15 protein-coding genes are annotated in these 16995 nt (G+C 62.5%); 9 read left to right on the forward strand and 6 right to left on the reverse strand.

All coding sequences use genetic code 11. The features are described 5' to 3' along the window. The gene (locus QMX88_RS04890) at positions 1-2367 is read right to left on the reverse strand and encodes a beta-galactosidase (RefSeq protein ID WP_282366853.1); all 2367 of its coding nucleotides are present in this window, start codon (positions 2365-2367) and stop codon (positions 1-3) included. A gap of 111 nt (positions 2368-2478) precedes the next feature. Next, positions 2479-4623 (reverse strand): ATP-dependent DNA helicase DinG, encoded by a 2145-nt coding sequence (gene dinG / locus QMX88_RS04895; RefSeq protein WP_065992603.1) that lies wholly within the window; start codon positions 4621-4623, stop codon positions 2479-2481. A 129-nt stretch (positions 4624-4752) separates the two neighbouring features. Between dinG and QMX88_RS04900 the strand changes: the two genes are divergently transcribed. Beyond that, positions 4753-5217, forward strand: coding sequence for a CopD family protein (locus tag QMX88_RS04900; RefSeq protein ID WP_192171564.1), 465 nt, complete (start codon positions 4753-4755; stop codon positions 5215-5217). Positions 5218-5375: 158 nt separating this feature from the next. On the opposite strand, the gene QMX88_RS04905 is transcribed toward QMX88_RS04900, so the two are convergent. From QMX88_RS04905 to QMX88_RS04915, 3 genes are all read right to left on the reverse strand, one after another. Continuing rightward, on the reverse strand, positions 5376-6149 hold the full coding sequence (locus QMX88_RS04905) for a collagen-like protein (RefSeq protein ID WP_282366857.1): 774 nt from the start codon (positions 6147-6149) through the stop codon (positions 5376-5378). Beyond that, complete coding sequence (locus QMX88_RS04910) at positions 6142-6417, reverse strand: DUF1145 domain-containing protein (protein WP_282366859.1); 276 nt, start codon at positions 6415-6417, stop codon at positions 6142-6144. The genes QMX88_RS04905 and QMX88_RS04910 overlap by 8 nt, the downstream gene beginning before the upstream one ends. A gap of 359 nt (positions 6418-6776) precedes the next feature. Next, a complete protein-coding gene (locus tag QMX88_RS04915) occupies positions 6777-7478 on the reverse strand; it encodes an OmpA family protein (RefSeq protein ID WP_282366860.1) in 702 nt (233 codons plus the stop codon). 243 nt (positions 7479-7721) lie between these two features. Between QMX88_RS04915 and QMX88_RS04920 the strand changes: the two genes are divergently transcribed. Then, positions 7722-8219, forward strand: a complete 498-nt coding sequence (locus QMX88_RS04920; protein ID WP_282366861.1) for a DUF6231 family protein — start codon at positions 7722-7724, stop codon at positions 8217-8219. 10 nt (positions 8220-8229) lie between these two features. Next, positions 8230-8703, forward strand: a complete 474-nt coding sequence (locus tag QMX88_RS04925; protein ID WP_282366862.1) for a YchJ family protein — start codon at positions 8230-8232, stop codon at positions 8701-8703. Between the two features lie 42 nt (positions 8704-8745). On the opposite strand, the gene QMX88_RS04930 is transcribed toward QMX88_RS04925, so the two are convergent. After that, positions 8746-9351, reverse strand: a complete 606-nt coding sequence (locus QMX88_RS04930; RefSeq protein WP_282366863.1) for a hypothetical protein — start codon at positions 9349-9351, stop codon at positions 8746-8748. Between the two features lie 115 nt (positions 9352-9466). On the opposite strand from QMX88_RS04930, the gene QMX88_RS04935 reads away from it, so the two are divergent. The 6 genes from QMX88_RS04935 (at position 9467) to QMX88_RS04960 (ending at position 16894) form a co-directional block, all read left to right on the forward strand. Further along, complete coding sequence (locus QMX88_RS04935; protein WP_065992587.1) at positions 9467-9952, forward strand: LEA type 2 family protein; 486 nt, start codon at positions 9467-9469, stop codon at positions 9950-9952. Between the two features lie 4 nt (positions 9953-9956). Beyond that, positions 9957-10163, forward strand: a complete 207-nt coding sequence (locus QMX88_RS04940) for an SEC-C metal-binding domain-containing protein (RefSeq protein ID WP_065992586.1) — start codon at positions 9957-9959, stop codon at positions 10161-10163. 121 nt (positions 10164-10284) lie between these two features. After that, entirely contained in the window at positions 10285-10929 is a 645-nt protein-coding gene (locus QMX88_RS04945) for a glutathione binding-like protein (RefSeq protein ID WP_282366869.1), read from the forward strand. Between the two features lie 142 nt (positions 10930-11071). After that, positions 11072-13555 (forward strand): penicillin acylase family protein, encoded by a 2484-nt coding sequence (locus QMX88_RS04950; RefSeq protein ID WP_282366871.1) that lies wholly within the window; start codon positions 11072-11074, stop codon positions 13553-13555. Between the two features lie 574 nt (positions 13556-14129). Continuing rightward, positions 14130-15182, forward strand: coding sequence for a ligase-associated DNA damage response exonuclease (locus tag QMX88_RS04955; protein WP_282366873.1), 1053 nt, complete (start codon positions 14130-14132; stop codon positions 15180-15182). Next, the gene (locus tag QMX88_RS04960) at positions 15179-16894 is read left to right on the forward strand and encodes an ATP-dependent DNA ligase (RefSeq protein ID WP_282366875.1); all 1716 of its coding nucleotides are present in this window, start codon (positions 15179-15181) and stop codon (positions 16892-16894) included. The genes QMX88_RS04955 and QMX88_RS04960 overlap by 4 nt, the downstream gene beginning before the upstream one ends. Positions 16895-16995 lie beyond the last annotated feature (101 nt).

Here is a 16995-nt window from a genome sequence, read left to right on the forward strand (position 1 = left end):
TTAAGGGCGCTTGCCGATCACATCCACGACCTGTCCGTTGGCCTTGCGCACCGCGTCGACAAAGCCCTGGTACGGCACGTCGGTGATGCCCACCAGCCCGAGATGGCCGTTCTCGCCATCGAGCAAGCGGCCGGTGACAGGCTGATCCAGATACTGGAACCAGTGCACGCCGATGGTGGACGGCTCGGCCAGCGCGCTCTTCAGGAAATTGGCGTACGCCGGGCCGCGATCTTCCTCACGGGGCACTTCGAGCACCCCGCCCCAGAACGGCCCGCGATCACGGGAGCCGAAGTGAAACTCGGTGACCATCACAGGCTTGTCGAGCACGCGCAGTTTCGCGAAGTCCACGCCGTCCTGGGGTTTAAGGGTGTAGACGTTGAAGCTCAGCACGTCGCAGAACTTGGCGCAGGCTTCAACCGCCTCGGGACTGGTGACGCCAAAGCGGCCACCAAGCAGCAGATGGTTGGGCGCATGCCACTTGAGCGCGTCGGAAATGGTCTTGAAATAGGTCTCGGCGAACACGCGCTGGAAATACCGGAAGTCGTTTTCGATCTCCGGGTGCTCTGCGCTGGGCACCGGCGGCTCGAACCCCGGGTCTTCCATCAACTCCCACGCGGCAAGATGGATGCCCCACGCCTTGGACAGCCCTTCTTCGTTGCGGTACTTGTCGCGCAACTGCTTGAGAAACGCGCGCTTGGCTGGCACATCGGTGGTCAACTTCAGCGTGCCGTAGGCCAATGCGTAGCGATCCTTCGGATCGTTGCCCGGCGCCGCCCAGGCCAATTCGTTATCCGCGAAGTAACCGATCAGGTACGGATCATCGCGATGGTCGCGTGCAGCGATGGCAACGGCCCGTTCGGTGGCCATGGCGAAGCGCGGATCGAACGGGTCAGGCATGCCGCCCCACCAATCCAGACCGGTGCTGATGCTCACGTAGTCGCCCACGATGGACAGCGGCAGCGTGTAGGGCACGCGGTCTTTTTTACTGCTTTCCAGGTTCTGCAGCGACGAATCGCTCCAGTTGCCAACGGTGTTGAAGCCCCAGGCCTGCAAGCGTTGCAGGGTGTGATCAACCCAGCGTTTGCTGTCCACGATCACCGGCTTGCATTCAATGGCAGGCGCGGGCGTAGCGGGCTTTTCCGGCTGAGGCGCCGGCGCGCTCTGCTCGGCAGAGCTGTCGCCAGTGGATACGGTCGTTGCAGGAGTGGCAGCCGGGCTTTCGTCTTCGTCGTCAGCCGGCTCGACCGGCTTTGAGACTTCCACGCACTTGGGCACGCCGTACGTGCGTTGCAGGTTGGCGCCATAGAAATCGAACCAGCGGCCCTGATCGAATTGACGGTTGCGGTTGGCCCCCGTCTCGCGGTTGTCATCGCCCTTGCCGTAGAACACGGCGAGCGGATCGTCACTGCCGGGCAGGCCGGTGAACATGGCTTCGCGGCCTTCGACGTAGGTCTGGCTGTCGTCAGCGGAGACGGCGTTTACCCCCAGCGAGTAGAACGGATGGCCTTCCGGCGTCACCAGATACCAGCGATCGTCGCGCTTCTCGGTGCGGAAAAAGCCCTTCGCTTCGAAGGACGGGCCGCTGAGCAAACCACCGTATTTGTCGTGGGCCGGGCGGTCTTTCAGCCAGGTTTGCAGCTGTTGCTGTTCCTTGGCCGCCAATGTCTTGAGCTGGTCGTCGCTGGTGACCTTCTCCGGCCACTTGCCCCGGGTGAACTGACCGTAGCCGTCGACCAGGTTGCTGTAGGCCGCGGTTTGCAGCGCGTCGCCCTCTTGCACGCCGAACTTCTCGATCAAGACGGACTGGGCAACATTGGGTTGAGACATCGACACGGTGACCGACGAAACTTCAGCGCTGTTCAGCTCACCTTCGGTGTTGGCCAGCAACACGCGCTGCCCTTCGTACATCCATGGCATCGGTGGGCCGGCGCGCATACCCTGGGTCATCGGCGAACTGGCCTTGAGCGGCAGCACCAGGGTTTGCGCCGGGCCGGCCGGCAGGTCGATGCGGCTGGTGAGGATTTTGCCGTCGCGGCTTTCGATCTGCACGTACACCGTCAACGCCCAATCCATCGCGCTTTGCAGGCGCAAGGTCATGGCGCTGTCGTGGCTCCAGTCCCAGACGCCGGTCTGCGGGGTCAGTTGCAGGCTGGGTTTTGCGACCGGATTGAAGACCACCCGGCGCAGCACTTCGCCTTCGGCGGTCTGTTCGGCGTTCGCCTGGGGAAACCCGGCATCCTGGGTCGTGACCTTCACCACGTCGGCGGGCCGCACGAAATTGAACAGCGTCTGCTGCACGTCAGGCGCGGCGTGGGCCATGCCGGCGCACAGCGTGGCAATGATGGCGGACAGTGAACGGCGAATCATGTGATCGGAAGCTCCTTGATCATCTGAGGCCCGGAGCACGACAGAGGTCGCGCGCATCCGGACGGACCAGGAATAAGACCCGGTCAACCGTGTTTCATTTGCAACACGGGTTCAGGAAATTTCGCGCCGGAATGGCGGCAGTGCATTGAGGATGGCTTTGCCATAGCGCTGGGTTACGACCCGGCGATCCAGCAGCGTGATGATGCCGCGGTCCTGTTCGGTGCGCAGCAGACGACCGCAGGCCTGGATCAGGCGCAGCGAGGCGTCGGGAACGGCGATTTCCATGAACGGATTGCCGCCTCGCGCTTCGATCCACTCCGCCAGTGCGGCTTCGACCGGATCATCCGGCACGGCGAAGGGAATTTTGGCGATGACGACGTGCTCGCAGTAAGCGCCGGGAAGGTCGACCCCTTCAGCGAAGCTGGCCAGCCCGAACAGAACGCTTTCATCGCCACCGTCGACCCGCGCCTTGTGCTTGTTCAGGGTTTCCTGCTTGGACAGGTTGCCCTGGATGAACACCCGCTTGCGCCAGTCCCGCTCCAGCCCGTCGAACACTTCCTGCATCTGTTTGCGCGACGAGAACAGCACCAGCGTGCCTTTGGAGCCTTCGACGAGATTCGGCAGTTCACGGATGATGGCCGCCGTATGTTCGGCCGCGTTGCGAGGGTCGGCCTTGAGGTCCGGCACGCGCAACACGCCGGCGTCGGCATGGTGGAACGGACTCGGCACCACCGCAGTAACGGCGTCTTTTGGCAACCCGGCGCGCATGCGGAAACGGTCGAACTTGCCCAGCGCGGTCAGGGTGGCCGAGGTCACCAGCGCGCCGTAGGCCACATTCCACAGGTTGCGGCGCAACATTTCGGCGGCGAGGATCGGGCTGGCGTTGACCTCGATGTCGAACAGCGAGCCGCTGTCGGCCAGGGTCAGCCAGCGCGCCATGGGCGGGCTGTTTTCCGGGTCTTCAGCGGTGAAGGCGGTCCACAATTCCCAGTTGCCATGGGCGCGGGCCAGCAAGCTGCCGAACAGCGGGTACCACTCTTCCGCCTGATGGCTGGCGATGCCGATGTTGACCTCGCCGTCCATGCCCTCTTTAAGCAGCTCGGTCAGGCGCGTGAACAAGTCGTCGAGCCGGGCGAAGCCTTTTTTCAGCTCGATGCCCATCTCGCGCATGTGTTCGGGGACCACGCCGCCGACGAAGCGATGGCGCGGACGCTCGCGGCCTTCCATGTCTTCGCCTTGCTTGAAGTCGGCCAGTTGCTCGCACGCGGTGAACATGAATTGCTGCTGGGTCTTGATCTCCCGGGCCAGCTCGGGGACCTGTTCGATCAGTTTGCCCAAGTCGCCCGGCAGCGGGTGCTGGGCGAGCAATTTGGTGAGGTTCTTGGCGGTTTGCTCCAGCCAGTCAGCGGTGGAGCGCAGGCGACTGAAATGGGCAAAGTGGCCGATCGCCTTGTCTGGCAGGTGATGGCCTTCGTCGAAGACATACAGAGTGTCGCGAGGATCGGGCAGGACCGCACCGCCGCCCAGCGCCAGGTCGGCCAGGACCATGTCGTGGTTGGTGACGATGACGTCGACTTTGCCCATGCCCTCGCGGGCTTTGTAAAAGGCGCACTGCTGGAAGTTCGGGCAATGGCGGTTGGTGCACTGGCTGTGATCGGTGGTCAGGCGCGCCCAGTCCTGATCGGCCAGTTCCTGGGGCCAGCTGTCGCGGTCGCCGTCCCATTTGTTGCCGGCGAGCTTTTCGATCATGGTCGTGAAGAGCTTCTGGCTGGCCTCATCCACTTCGATCTTGAAGCCTTCTTCTTCGAACAGCTGCGCGGTCGCGCTCTGGGCGTCGCCTTCCTGCAGCAGCATGTCGAGCTTGGACAGGCACATGTAGCGGCCACGGCCCTTGGCCAGCGCGAACGTGAAGTTCAAGCCGCTGTTGCGCATCAGGTCGGGCAGGTCTTTGTAGACGATCTGTTCTTGCAGCGCGACGGTCGCGGTGGCGATGACCAGGCGCTTGCCAGCGGCCTTGGCGGTCGGAATGGCCGCGATGGCGTAGGCCACGGTCTTGCCGGTGCCCGTCCCCGCCTCGACCGCTACCACGGCGGGATCACCCGAACGGCGGCCTTCTTCGTCGGTGTCGACGTCGCCCAGCACCTTCGCCACTTCAGCGATCATCAGGCGCTGGCCGTAACGAGGCTTGAGGCTCTTGGCTTCGAGGAAACGCGAGTAGGCGCCCTGAATCTGGGATTTGAGTTCGGTGCTGATCATGGGCTGGGTCGTTGGCTCGGCGTCACGGGTGCTGAATGAAAACACGAAAACCGCTGGATATATCTTCAGTAGTCGCAGCGGGCGGCTATCATACCGCGCTAATTCTTTCTGCGCAGATCGGAGTTCTCGATGTCACCTGTAGCCTTTGTCTACGCCTTGCATGTGTTAGCAGCGATTGTGTGGGTAGGAGGCATGTTTTTCGCCTGGATGATTCTTCGACCGGCGGTCATCGCGGCCCTTGAAGGCCCGGCCCGGTTGAAGCTGTGGCTGCAGGTGCTGCCGCGATTCTTCGTATGGGTCTGGTGCGCGGTGATCATGCTTGCGGTGACCGGCATTGGCATGATCAACGTCAACTTCAGCGGCTTTCAGACCGCGCCACGCTATGTGCAGGTGATGATGGGTCTGTATGTGGTGATGGTGGCGCTGTTTCTGCGCGTTTCGACGCTGAACCTGCCGCAGTTGCGCAAGGCTGTGCTCGCCGAGCAATGGGCTGAGGGTGCCGCTGCGCTGGGCGGGATGCGGCGTCTGATGGGGATCAATCTGATGGTGGGGGTGGCCGTTGTGGCGATCGCTGCCATCAGGCCAATGCTTTGAGAGTTGGGGAAGAGCTGCTCGCGAAAAGGCGGTCCACCCGCTGGATATCCGGCGGCTGAAAGGCCGTCTTCGTGAGCAAGCTCACTCCCACATGAACCGTGTCGGCTCCACGAAAGAGAGCCGTCTGGACGGTATATAACGCCTGTGGGCTATTGGGCTTATAAGTTACGAACCACGATAGCGCCCGTTGGCCCTGCTGCGCCGGACTGGCCCTTGTCGCCGTTCTTGCCGGACTTGGCGCCGTCAGCGCGATAGACCACGCAGCCTTTGGACGCGCCGCCTTTACCGCCGCGACCGCCGTCTCCGCCGATACCACCGGCACCGCCCTGGACGTTGACCTTGATGCGGTCATTGCCGAAGGTCGCTGGCAGCTCTAGACGAACGAGCGCACCCGGCGCGCCGTCACGGCCGTTGCCGCCATTGTCGCCGTCGATCCCGCGACTGGCGGAACCCCATGTGCAGCCCGGATCGATGCCGTTGCCGCCGTCAAGGCCGACGTAACCGGGCGAGCCCGCACCACCGCGTGCGTCGACGAAGAGCTGGTCAGCGTTGAGTTGTTCGATCCGCAGGTTGAGGTTGCGGCCTGGGGTCGGCGGTTTTTCGAAGGTGCCCGGGGCGCCCCGCGCGGTGATTTCGGCGCCGCTGCCGAGGTCGGCCTGTTTGACCTGCAGGCTGAACGCCTCGCCGCTCGGGACGATGGCGATGCGTGATTCATGGCCCATGACAAGTTGGCCGACGTTGACTTCGGTAAGGCCGGCCGGGATCAGCAGGGTGCCGTAGTCGGCGACTTCGAGTCGGTCCAGTTGCAATACGCTGGTTTTGGAGGGCAGGCGCATGAGCGAGTGGGTTTCGACGGAGATGGTCTGGGCCATGATCCAGGGGCTGGTCAGGGCGGACAGCAGGCCTGCCGTCATCAGCATCGCGTTACGCATGGTGTACCTCCGCCCGTGGGCGTTTGAATGTGTTCAGGTGAAATAGGCCGAAGAGCAGAATCTGGAGGCGATCGCGCCAGGGATGGGGGCGGCCGCGCAGGCTGGCGTTGTAGCTGATCAGTTCGATGATGTGGGTGAGCAGCAATAGGCCGCCAGCCAGTTTGAACAGCAGGTCGAAGGGGTGTGGCATGGCGATGGTGAGGCTGGTGATTATCAGTAGCCAGAATGCTGTTGTCAGTACTTTCCCTGTTCCCCAAATCACACTCATGTGGTGCCTCTGCTGTTTTTGGTTTTGTGCGGTGAAAACGGTTTGCGCACAGTACGGTGAGGCGGGGGACTATGCCAGAGGCAGGTTTCAAAAGTTGCTCGCGTTCAGCCTGCACCCAAGTCGCGTTCTGCAGTGTTTGAGCCTTTTGTGTATGAAGATCAAAAAGCAGATCAAGAGCGGATCAAAGGCTTCCCGGCTGAAGCCGGTCCCACTGAATGCACGCGCGGCTGTTAGTGGGACCGGCTTTAGCCGGGAAGGGGCCGGTCTGGACAATGTTTTTTTGAACATGAAACCGAATTCAAGAAATAGAAAAGCCCCGGCTTTCACACCGGGGCTTCCTTCGAAGCATCAACCTTGTCTCAACGGTTGATTTTGATCTCGACGCGGCGGTTCAGCGCTCGGCCGTCGGCGGTTTTGTTGTCGGCCACAGGGCGCGCTTCGCCATCACCTTCAACGGACACGAACGAGGCACGCGGGATGCCGGCGCTGACGAGGTAGTCGGTCACCGATTGCGCGCGTTTTTGCGACAGTTTCTGGTTGTACGCATCGCTGCCTACGCTGTCGGTGTGGCCGCTGACGTGGAGTTGCACGTTCGGGGCTTCGGTTTTGAGTTTGGTCGCAACCATGTCCAGCTGCTGTTTGTCACCCGGTGTCAGCGTGGCTTTGTTGAACTCGAAGTGCACGTCACGAATGGTGATGATTTCTTCTTTCGGCAGCACCACCGGAGCAGCAACTGGCTCAGGCGCAGGTGTCACGATCAGGCAACCGGTCGCATCGACCGGGGTGCCTTTCGGCGTGTTCGGGCATTTGTCCTTGCTGTTGAGGACGCCGTCGCCGTCATCATCACCATCCCCGTGAGCCCAGCAATACGCGCCGGCCATCACGCCCACCGCACCACCGAAGCCTGCCGCCACCGAGGCGGTCTGGAAGGCGCCGATCGCCGCGCCAGTCAGCGCGCCGCCGGCCGCACACAGTGGCCAGTCGGTCTTTTGCAGGCCCGCACAGCCCGTCAATACACTGGTAACCAAAATCAGAGGTAACGCTGTCCGAATCATGCTCATACAGTTCTTCTCCTTTGGTATCGGCTAAAACCGACTGAAATGCAGTAAAGACGCGTGTGGGGCCGTTCGCCACCCCCATTTCAGGGGTTTACGGGATTTCACCGCACAATTCGGACTCTTCTTTGGGGAATAGCCTTTTGCCTTCACTCCGTACGCTTTGTCATATCGCGAAATGAAAAAGTTCAAGCACTAGGCCATCGAAGTTCAGCGCGCTACCCTTGCCCGCCTGACCGAGGAACTCCAATGACTGATCGCTTCTCCAGCCGCACGCCGCAACAGGCCCTCGCCGCCCTGCTCGACCTTTATGCGCCGAAGCGTTTGCTGCTGGTGGGCGCCGGGGAATTTCCGGCGTTGCAGGCTTTTCGCGAAGCGCATCCGCAAACCGAACTGGCCCAGGCGGCACCGGGCCTTTTGCCCGCCGATCTGGCCGGGCAGCGTTTTGATCTGGCGCTGGTGGTGGACTGTCTGGAGCACATACCCAAGCGTGCGGGGCTGGAGCTGTTAGGCGGAATCCGCAACCTCAATGCCAGCCGGATCGCCGTGCTGGCCGACCTTGATGCCTGCGGCTGGCAATCCACTGATTTCTACTCGCTGGCACTCCAGGCCAGTGAACGGTTTTCCCGGGATGAACAAGTGCTCACGCTGTTCACCTACGATCTGCGGGAATACAAACAGGTGCCGGACTGGCTGAACGCGAAGTTCTGGGCCAATCCGGAGAATTACGGCAAGTACTGGTGGTGAGAGACGCATCATGAGCAGCGCAATTTGCCCCTGCGGCAGCGGCAATCTTCTCGACGGTTGCTGCGGCCGCTATCACGCCGGTCAGCCTGCCCCTTGCGCCGAAGCGCTGATGCGTTCGCGCTACAGCGCTTATGTGCTGGGATTGGTGGACTATCTGTTGGACACCACATTGCCGGCGCAGCAGCCCGGGCTGAACCGAGATGCCATCAGCCAGTGGAGCGCCCAGAGCACTTGGCTGGGCCTGGAAGTGGAAGGCGCCGAGTTGATCGGCGGCCAGCCAGAACACGCGTTCGTGACCTTTAGCGCCCGCTGGCACGATGCCGAGGGCGAGCATTGTCATCGCGAGCGCTCGGCGTTCGTGCAGCATGAGGGACGCTGGTATTTCATCGACCCGACGGTCTCGCTCAAAGCCGGTCGTAACGACGCCTGCCCCTGCGGCAGCCGGCAAAAATTCAAGAAGTGCTGTTCGGCTTATCTCGCCTGACCTGTCAGCGGCAACGCCAGTAACCTCTGTGACAGGCAGTCCTCAGGCCAGGCGGATGTGGGAAACGTCCGGCACCAGCACGTGCTCAACCGGCTTGTCCTGACACAGATCAGCGCCCGCCGGGGCCAGGCTCAAGCCGGACAGGTCCAACTGCGGCGCACGCGTCGGCATTCTCGGATCCTGCACGTCCTCGCCCGGCTCGGAGAGCGTGTAGTCAGGCGCCTCGACGTCCACAAACGCAGCCATGTAAACATCACGCGGCTTGACACTGGCTTTGCGCGTCGGCGTGGCGTCGTTGGGCGGAGCCGTCAGGCTTGAGGGCTTGCGGGTCCAGCTCGGCTCGTCCGGCGGCGGAGCCAGTTCGACCTCTTCTACTTCAACCTGGGCCGGCGCTTCTGCAACAGGGGCCTCCACGACGTGCGCCATGGGCACGACCTGGGCCATGGCTCCGGCACGTTCGAGGGTCGAGCGGTACTTTTCGGCGGCCGTCTCATCGAGGTTGTTTTTCAGGACCAGCCGACGGCCGGAGAACAATAACGCGATGCGCTGAGCGTCCGCCTGGAACAGCTTTGCCAGGTTGGCCTTGACCAGATCCGGCTGCGCGCCGGGCACCAGTTGGCCGGAAAACACGATTTCGTAGAGTTTCATGGTCAATACTCCTTCGACACATGGCGCGAGTATGGCGCAGGCTGTGGAGAACGGCGAGTCACGTGCAGTGGCGGTCAGACCGGGCCTATCAGACCGGACACAAAGGGAGCGACCCATGATGTTTGCAGCACACGTCCTCAGAATCGCAGGCCTCTTCGCGCTCCTGGCGCTGTCGGGCTGCTCAACCTGGATAACCGGCGGCTTCGAAGACCCCGACGTCAAGCTGCTCAAAGTTGAGGTGGTCAAGGCCAAGTTGCTGCGTCAGGACTTCAAGCTGCGCTTTCGGGTCGACAACCCCAACGATTCCAGCCTGCTGGTCCGCGGCCTGCGCTACAAGATCCTGCTCAACGACATGTTGCTCAGCGAAGGCGTCTACAGCGACTGGTTCATCGTCAAAGCTAACAGCCACAAAAACTTCTCCGTGCCGATCCGCACCAATCTGTGGGAGCACCTCAAGGACATCTCCAAGGTGCTCGGCAAAGCCAATCAGCCGGTGCATTACCGGTTGGAAGGCAAGCTCAAGACCGGATTTTTATTCGGACACAGCGTGCGCATCGGGCGCAATGGCGACATAATCCCCGGCGATTTGATTCCGGAGTAACCCCATGAACCAGCAAGCCCACGTGCACGGTCCCGATTGTGACCACGATCACGACCATCACGATCACCATCATGACCATGGCCACGTGCACGGCCCGCATTGCGGCCACGCACCTCAAGAGCCGGTCCGCAACACGCTCAAGGATGTCGGCCGCAACGACCCTTGCCCGTGCGGCAGCGAGAAAAAATTCAAGAAGTGCCACGGCGCGTAACGCACCCGGCTCCTTCCACGGCCTGATCTTCAGGCCGTTTTCATTTGTGCGGCGGACGTTTGAAGGCGTAAAACAGGTGCAGCCTTAATGGCAGTCGTGATGACTTCACCTGGAGCGCGCAATGATCGATCTGCACTACTGGACCACCCCCAACGGCCACAAAGTTTCGATTTTCCTCGAAGAAGCGGGCCTGCCGTACACCATTTTCCCGGTCAACATCGGCGCGAACGAGCAGTTCGAATCCGATTTTCTGAAGATATCCCCCAACAACAAAATTCCAGCCATCGTCGACCACCAGCCTGCTGACGGCGGCGGACCGCTGAGCCTGTTCGAGTCCGGCGCGATCCTGCTGTACCTGGCCGAGAAGACCGGCCGGTTCATTGCGACAGACCTGCGCGGCCGGCAGGAAACCCTGCAATGGCTGTTCTGGCAAATGGGTGGCCTGGGACCGATGGCCGGCCAGAATCACCATTTCAACCGGTTCGCTAAAGAGAAGATTCCGTACGCGATCAAGCGCTACGTCGACGAAACCGCGCGCTTGTACGGCGTGTTGAACGAGCGTCTGGCCGATCGCACATTCGTTGCGGGCGAGGACTACGGCATCGCAGACATGGCGATTTACCCGTGGATCGTGCCTCATACGTTTCAGGAGCAGAACCTGGATGACTTCCCGCACTTGAAGCGCTGGTTTGACGCGGTGGCCAATCGCGATGCGGTGAAGCGGGCCTACGCACTGGTGGACAAGATCAATCCCCCGAAGCCGTAATCCCAGGGTCGACAGTGTTCAGGGGGACGCGCTGATGTCCCCTCTGAAACCCGAAAATAAACTCCCTCCCCCTGCTTGCGTGACGCCCGCCTGCTCTCTAACGTAGCGCCTTTTCTACGTCCACCCCCGCAGGAGCTCCATCATGGCCTCGCCAGCCCTTTCAACTTTGAAGACGCGCATGAGCGCGGCCGCTGCCATGATTGGACTTTTGAGCCTGGCCGGTTGCCAGCTGGGCGGTGAAGACCGCGACAGCCTGCCGCCTGCCAGCGGGGTGTTTGCCATTAAAGGGCTTGCGCAGAACGTTTCCATTCGCCGCAACAATCTGGGCATGCCGCTGATAGAAAGCAGTACGTTCCATGACGCGCTGTTTACCCTCGGGTATGTCCACGCCAGCGATCGGATTACGCAAATGATGCAAATGCGCCTGCTCGCCCAGGGCCGACTGTCGGAAATCGCAGGGCCGGGCGCCCTCGATCTCGACCGCATGATGCGCGCCGCCAGCCTCAAGCAGACCGCCGGCCAGTTGTATGCCGCTTCGTCGCCGCGCCTGAAACGCTTCTTCGAGGTGTACGCGCGCGGCGTCAACGCTTACCTGTTCCGCTACCGCGACAAACTGCCGACTGACCTCGCTGATTCGGGTTACAAGCCTGAATACTGGAAGCCCGAAGACTCGGCGCTGATCTTCAGCCTGCTCAACTTCAGCCTGTCGGTGAACCTGCAGGAGGAGATTTCCTCGCTGGTGCTGGCGCAGAAAGTCGGCGCGGACAAGCTGGCCTGGCTGCTGCCGACCTACCCCGACGAAGCGTTGCCGTTCGCTGAAGCCGACAAGCTCAAAGGCCTGAACCTGGGCAGCCAACTGCCGGGGCTGAGCGATCTGGACAAAGCGGCGCTGCAGCTTTCGGACCTCAACCTGCTGGGCGTTTCGGCGTCGAACAACTGGGTGATCTCGCCTCAGCGCGCCCGCGCCGGCAAGAGCCTGCTGGCCACCGACAGCCAGTTGGCGCCGACACTGCCGTCGATGTGGAGTTTCGTGCAGATCCGCTCGCCGAAATACCAGGCTGCAGGCGCGACCGTTGCGGGCTTGCCGCTGGTTTTGTCCGGCTTCAACAGCAAACTGGCCTGGGGCATGGGCCCGGCGATGGGCGACAACCAGGACCTGTTTCTGGAGAAGCTCAAGCGCGAAAACAATCGCCTGATGGTCATGGCCGACGGCAAATGGGTCGCGGCGGGCGCCCATGAGGAAACCTACTTCGTCAAAGGCCAGAGCCCGGTGCGCGAGCCCGCCTACGAAACCCGTCATGGCCCGCTGCTCAACGCGAGTTCCGCGCAACTGGCCAGCGGCCTGGGCATCGCACTGCAGACGCCGGATGCCAAGGACGACAAAACCCTCGACGCCCTCTTCGATCTGACCCGGGCGCAAAACGTGCAGCGAGCCTTCGACACCACTCGGGAAATCCGCGCCATCACCCTGAACATGGTGTTCGCCGATGCGTCGAACACCGGTTGGCAAGTGACCGGCAAATACCCGAACCGCCGCGACGGACTCGGTCTGATTCCTTCGCCGGGCTGGGATGGCCGGTTCGACTGGGACGGCTATGCCGACGCGATGCTGCACCCGTACGATCAGGATTCGCAGCAAGGCTGGATCGTCACTGCCAACCAGCGCACCGTGCCAAAAGGCTATGGCATGCAGCTGTCCAATTCCTGGGACTACCCGGAGCGCGCCGAACGCATCGCCGAACTGGCCAATGCCGGCAAGCAGGACACCCGCAGCACCGTCGCCATGCAATACGACCAGACCACGACCTTCGCCGCCAAACTGAAGAAAATGTTCTCCGAGCCCGGCATGTCAGCGCCGCTGAAACAGGCCATCGACGCCCTGCCCGCGCCAGAGCGCGACAAAGCCCGCGAAGCGTTGAACCGCCTGATGGCGTTCGACGGCAGACTGTCGCCCGGTTCGGCAGATGCGGCGATTTACGAACTGTTCCTGCAAGAAAGCGCACGCCAGACCTTCCTCGATGAACTCGGCCCGGAAACCAGCCCTGCCTGGAAAGCGCTGGTGCAAAGCGCGGACCTGTCCTACTCGCCCCAGGCCGATCACCTGCTGGGCCGCGAAGACAGTCCGTATTGGGACGACGTCAAAACGCCGCAAAAAGAAGACAAACCCGCCATCCTCGCCCGCAGCCTGGCCGCCGCCATCACCGTTGGCGAAAGCCAGCTGGGCGCCGATCACAAGGCCTGGCAGTGGGGCAAGTTGCACCAGACCACCTGGACCGCCCAAAGCGCCCAACTCAGCGCTGCGCTGGGCGGCAGCAAGGCAAGCGTGACCAAAGGCCCGATCGCCACCGGCGGCGACCACACCACGCTCAACGCCTCGGGCTTCCACTGGGGCCAGGACTTCAACGCCGCTGTTGTCCCGGCCATGCGCATCATCGTCGACTTCGCCCAACAAGAACCGATGATGGCGCAAAACGCCGCGGGCCAATCCGGCAACCCCGCGAGCCCATACAACGCCAACGGCATCGCCCCCTGGATGAAAGGCCTGTACATGTCCGTGCCGATGCAACCGGAAAACTTCGAAAAAGCCTACGGCAAACAACGCCTGACGCTGACGCCCGGAAAGTAAATGGTCGAGCGATCCGGGATGACGCGGAGCGTCTCGGGATGCATTCCCACGCAGAGCGTGGGAACGATCAAAGAAGTGGCGCCTGAAATGGCCCCTTCCCGGCTAAAGCCGGTCCTACGAAAAGCAGCACGTGTGGTCAGCAGGACCTGCGGCGCCGTAGGACCGGCTTCAGCCGGGAAGCTTTTGATCTGCTTTTGATCCGCTTTTGATCTTCGTACGCAAAAAGTCCAGACACCACAAATCGCGACTTTGGTGCAGGCTGAACGCAGGTCTCGCGGAGTGGGCCGAGCGGCATGGATGCCGCGAGAGCCGCCCCCCGCCATGGATGGCGGATGACGGCGGGCCCACGGAGCGAGACCGGAGTGAAGGAACCCTGAGGAACGAAGGGCCAAACCGAGAGCAAGCACCCTTGGTTACTTGGGGTGCTTTTCCAAGTAACTCGCCGAAGGCGAAACAGTCGAGCCGTTAGGCCGACGCTCTTGATCTTGATCTTGATCCTGATCTTGCTTCAAAACCCCGAACTTCTGCGCCCCGCCACCGCTCTACCTGACAAGTCCCCAAACCCGGTCAAACCATGGATCTCGTCATTGCCCGCCCCGAAGGCCTCTACTGCCCGCCCGGTGATTTCTACATCGATCCGTGGCGCCCGGTCGAACGCTCCGTCATCACCCACGCCCACGGCGACCACGCCCGCACCGGCAATGAACACTACCTCGCCGCCGCACCCGGCGAAGGCATACTGCGCTCCCGACTGGGCCAGGACATCAACCTTCAGACCCTCGCCTACGGCGAAAGCATCACCCACCACGGCGTCAAACTCAGCTTTCACCCGGCCGGCCACGTCCTCGGTTCCGCCCAGGTCCGCCTCGAATACCAGGGCGAAATCTGGGTCGCCTCAGGCGACTACAAAGTCGAACCCGACGGCACCTGCGAACCCTTCGAACCCGTGCGCTGCCACACCTTCATCACCGAATCCACATTCGGCCTGCCGATCTACCGCTGGCAGCCCCAATCGGAAATCTTCGCCGGCATCAACGAATGGTGGCGCGCCAACGCCGCCGCCGGCAAAGCCAGCGTCCTCTTCGCCTATTCATTCGGCAAAGCCCAACGCATCCTCCACGGCATCGACCCCAGCATCGGCCCGATCCTCGTCCATGGCGCCGTCGAACCGCTGAACCGCGTCTACCGCGAAGCCGGCGTGCGCATCCCGGAAACCCACTACGCCGGTGACTTCAAAAAAACCGATCCCGCCTTGCGCAGCGCCCTGATCGTCGCACCGCCATCCGCCGGCGGCAGCACCTGGATGCGCCGATTCGGCGAATTCAGCGACGCCTTCGCCAGCGGCTGGATGATGCTGCGCGGCACCCGACGTCGGCGCGGCGTCGATCGCGGCTTCGCCCTCTCGGACCATGCCGACTGGCCCGGCTTGCTCTGGGCCATCGAAAACACCGGCGCTGAGCGAGTGATGGTCACCCACGGCTCGGTGGCCGTGCTGGTGCGCTACCTGCGGGAACTGGGCCTCGACGCCCAAGGCTTTTCCACCGAATACGGCGACGAAGAGGACGGCGCAGCGGCCAAGACCGAACCCGCACCCGAACCTGCATCGACAGGCGAGGCCTCGTCATGAAGGCCTTCGCCGAGCTGTATTCCGACCTGGACGCCACCACCTCCAGCAACGCCAAACTGGCGGCCATGAAAGCTTATTTCAGCAATGCCGCCCCCGAAGACGCCGCGTGGGCGGTGTACTTCCTGTCCGGCGGACGCCCACGGCAACTGGTGCCGACGCGCATGTTGCGTCAGCAGGCGCTGTTGCTGTCCGGACTGCCGGAATGGCTGTTCGAGGAGAGTTACCAGGCGGTAGGCGATCTGGCGGAAACCCTGTCGCTGTTGCTCCCTAAAGCCGAGCACAGCTCAGAGGAAGGCCTGGCCAGCTGGATGGAAAACCATCTGCTGCCTCTACGAGGCCTGCCTCCGGAAGAATTGCTCGAGCGCCTGCCGACGTTCTGGTCGCAACTGGACCCGCAAAGCCTGATGGTCTGCCTGAAGCTGATCACCGGCAGTTTCCGCGTCGGTGTTTCGAAGCTGCTGGTGACCCGCGCCCTCGCCGCGCTGGCCGATATCGACAGCAAGCGCGTTGCCCAGCGGCTGGTGGGTTACACCGATCTTTCCCATCGCCCCAGCGCCGAGGGCTATCTAAAGCTTATCGCCGAAGAATCGGCCGACGAACACGCACAACGAGGTGGCCAGCCCTACCCCTTCTTCCTCGCCCACGCGCTGCAGCAACCGGTCGATCAGTTCGAGAACCTGCTGGGCGCCGCCGAAAACTGGCAGGTGGAATGGAAGTGGGACGGCATTCGCGCCCAGGTGGTCAAGCGCGAAGGTCGACTGTGGATCTGGTCGCGGGGCGAAGAACTGGTCACGGATCGCTTCCCCGAACTGCACAGCCTGACCCAATGCCTGCCCGACGGCACGGTGATCGACGGCGAGATCGTGGTCTGGAAAGCCGCGGCTCCGGAGAAGGCCGAGGAAGGCGAATTCGCTCTGGACACCCCTGCCCCAGGCACGCCCGGCGAAGCGACGCCGTCGGTGCAGCCCTTCGCCCTGCTGCAACAGCGGATCGGCCGCAAAACCCTCGGCAAGAAGATTCTGGAAGACGTGCCGGTCGTCGTGCTGGCTTACGACCTGCTGGAATGGGAAGGCCATGACTGGCGCAGTCGCCCGCAACACGAACGGCGGACGCAACTGGAAAAGGTCATCGCCACTGCCCAGAGCCCGGTGCTGATGCCATCCCCGGTGTTGACCGGCACAGACTGGCTCGACCTCGGCCGCCAGCGAGAGGCGTCACGCAGTCTTGGCGTGGAAGGCATGATGCTCAAGGCGCGGGATTCGCTGTACGGCGTCGGGCGCACCAAGGACATGGGCGTATGGTGGAAGTGGAAAATGGACCCGTTCAGCGTCGACGCCGTGCTGATCTACGCCCAACGCGGGCACGGCCGCCGCGCCAGTCTGTATAGCGACTACACATTTGCGGTCTGGGACGGCCCGCCGGAATCCAGCGAACGGACATTGGTGCCCTTCGCCAAAGCGTATTCAGGCCTGACCGACGAAGAGATGCGCAAAGTCGATGCGATCATCCGCAAGACCACCGTCGACAAGTTCGGCCCGGTCCGAAGTGTTACCCCGACCCTGGTATTCGAGCTGGGCTTCGAAGGCATCGCCCTGTCGAAACGGCACAAAAGCGGCATCGCCGTCAGGTTCCCGAGGATGCTGCGGTGGCGCCTCGACAAACCCGTTGCCGAAGCCGACAGCCTGGCGACGCTTCAGGACCTGCTGGCCTGAGCACCGTCGCGGTGCGCGAGGCCGGCTCGCGCCCGTGTCGAATGCGCTGAAATAGGGCGCACTGCAAGCCCCAGTCTCTCAACGGCACGCCCCACAAGGCG

Origin of the sequence: Pseudomonas sp. PS02290, from assembly GCF_029960075.1 — a bacterium.
Lineage (GTDB): Bacteria > Pseudomonadota > Gammaproteobacteria > Pseudomonadales > Pseudomonadaceae > Aquipseudomonas.